Raw genomic sequence first — 2,930 nt, 5'->3', positions numbered from 1 at the left:
GAGCGCGCTCGGGCAATTAGTATGGCTCGGCTATGGCATCTCTGCCTTTACACCTGCCACCTATCGACGTCATCGTCTCTGACGGCCCTCAAGGGAGATCTCATCTTGGGGCGGGTTTCGCACTTAGATGCTTTCAGCGCTTATCCCGTCCGAGCGTAGCTACCCTGCGCTGCATCTGGCGATACAACAGGTCCACCAGTGGCTCGTCCAACCCGGTCCTCTCGTACTAAGGTCAGAACCCCTCAAATCTCCGACGCCCACAACAGATAGGGACCGAACTGTCTCACGACGTTCTGAACCCAGCTCGCGTGCCACTTTAATCGGCGAACAGCCGAACCCTTGGGACCTTCTCCAGCCCCAGGACGTGACGAGCCGACATCGAGGTGCCAAACCTCCCCGTCGATATGAGCTCTTGGGGGAGATCAGCCTGTTATCCCCAGAGTACCTTTTATCCTTTGAGCGATGGCCCTTCCATGCGGAACCACCGGATCACTATATCCGCCTTTCGGCCCTGCTCGGCTTGTGGGCCTCACAGTCAAGCACCCTTGTGCTATTGCGCTCTGCGCACGGTTACCAAGCGTGCTGAGGGTACCTTTGAAAGCCTCCGTTATTGTTTTGGAGGCGACCACCCCAGTCAAACTACCCACCAAGCAATGTCCCCCTTAGTAAGAGGTTAGGCGCCAAGCAACTCAAGGGCCGTATTTCAAGGATGGCTCCGCGACGCCTGGCGACGCCGCCTCATAGCCTCCGGCCTATCCTACACATGAGTTACCCAGCGTCAATGCTAAGCTATAGTAAAGGTTCATGGGGTCTTTCCGTCCCGTTGCGGGTACTCGGCATCTTCACCGAGACTACAATTTCACCGAGCTCACGGCTGAGACAGCGCCCAGATCGTTACACCATTCGTGCAGGTCGGAACTTACCCGACAAGGAATTTCGCTACCTTAGGACCGTTATAGTTACGGCCGCCGTTTACCGGGGCTTCGATTCAATGCCTCGCGCTTGCGCACTAACATCCCCTCTTAACCTTCCGGCACCGGGCAGGTGTCAGGCCTTATACTTCATCTCTCGATTTCGCAAAGCCATGTGTTTTTGTTAAACAGTCGCCTGGGCCTCTTCACTGCGGCTTCTCCATCGCTGGAGGAAGCACCCCTTCTCCCGAAGTTACAGGGTCATTTTGCCGAGTTCCTTGGCCGTGATTCACTCGAGCACCTTAGGATTCTCTCCTCGACCACCTGTGTCGGTTTGCGGTACGGGCGGCTATGCATTTAGGCGCTTAGCGGGTTTTCTAGGGAGCCTGATTAGGGACGCTATCCCCTTGGCCGAGGCCGCGGGGTACTATCGGGTTTCAGCAGGCCCGGCGTACTTGACTACCCGGCCTATACCTACGCCCTTCAACGCACTATTCCGTCAGTGCGCGGTCCTTTCACTTCTCCGTCACCGCATCGCTATGCACAGCCGGTGCTGGAATATTAACCAGCTGTCCATCGACCTTAGCCTTCGCATCGGCCTTAGGACCCGACTAACCCTGATCCGATTAGCGTTGATCAGGAAACCTTGGTCTTTCGGTGTGCGGGTTTCTCGCCCGCATTATCGTTACTTATGCCTACATTTGCTTTTCCAGGCGCTCCAGCATGCCTTGCCGGCACACCTTCGCCGCACCTGGAATGCTCCCCTACCACTATAATAAATTATAATCCGCAGCTTCGGTGCCATGCTTGATGCCCGATTATTATCGATGCCCTCTCGCTCGACCAGTGAGCTGTTACGCACTCTTTAAAGGAATGGCTGCTTCCAAGCCAACCTCCTGGCTGTCTGAGCAAGTGGACCCCCTTTGTTCAACTTAGCGTGGACTTTGGGACCTTAGCTGGCGGTCTGGGTTCTTTCCCTCTCGGCCCGGGACCTTAGCACCCCAGGCCTCACTGCCGCGTATATCAACTGGCATTCGGAGTTCGTCAGGATTCGGTAGGATGTGACTCCCCCTAGTCCTATCGGTAGCTCTACCTCCAGATGACTCGACCGCGACGCTGCCCCTAAAGGCATTTCGGGGAGTACGAGCTATTTCTCAGTTTGATTGGCCTTTCACCCCTACCCACAGGTCATCCAAATACTTTTCAACGTAAACTGGTTCGGACCTCCACTGTGTGTTACCACAGCTTCATCCTGCCCATGGGTAGATCACAAAGTTTCGCGTCTACCCCCCCTGACTCTGCGCCCTGTTCAGACTCGCTTTCGCTGCGGCTCCGCGTCTTGAGACGCTTAACCTCGCCAGGGAGGAGTAACTCGTAGGCTCATTATGCAAAAGGCACGCCGTCACCCCACAAAAGGGCTCCGACCGCTTGTAGGCGCATGGTTTCAGGTTCTCTTTCACCCCCTTATTCAGGGTACTTTTCACCTTTCCCTCACGGTACTGGTTCACTATCGGTCTCTCAGGAGTATTTAGCCTTGCCGGATGGTGCCGGCGGATTCAGGCGGGATTTCTCCGGTCCCGCCCTACTCAGGATCCCACTAGGGCCGAAAAACTTACGCAAACGGGACTCTCACCCTCTACGGTCACCCTTCCCAGAGTGTCATGCTTCGTTTTCCGGTCCCACCACGTGGTCCTACAACCCCATGCCTGCCGTGACAGGCATGGTTTGGGCTCTTCCGCGTTCGCTCGCCACTACTTGCGGAATCATTAGTTATTTTCTCTTCCTCCGGGTACTTAGATGTTTCAGTTCCCCGGGTTCGCCCACCTTGCGGTGTACCATGTCTTCAACATGGTGGGTTGCCCCATTCGGACATCCGCGGATCGCATCGTATGTGCCGATCCCCGCGGCTTTTCGCAGCTTGTCGCGTCCTTCATCGCCTCTGAGAGCCTAGGCATTCCCCATGCGCCCTTCTCTGCGTTCTCGCCGGCCATACCGCAGTATAGCCGGCCCGCTTCTTCT

1 rRNA gene is annotated in these 2,930 nt (G+C 56.1%); it reads right to left on the bottom strand.

The annotated features are described in order from the left end of the window. Positions 1 to 2,893: ribosomal RNA gene (locus FVR03_RS23810) — 23S ribosomal RNA — on the bottom strand. Positions 2,894 to 2,930: the final 37 nt, after the last annotated feature.

Origin of the sequence: Pontibacter qinzhouensis, from assembly GCF_008017455.1 — a bacterium.
Lineage (GTDB): Bacteria > Bacteroidota > Bacteroidia > Cytophagales > Hymenobacteraceae > Pontibacter > Pontibacter qinzhouensis.
The sequence above is the reverse complement of the archived record's forward strand: the minus strand, read 5'-3'. Positions and strand labels throughout refer to the sequence as shown.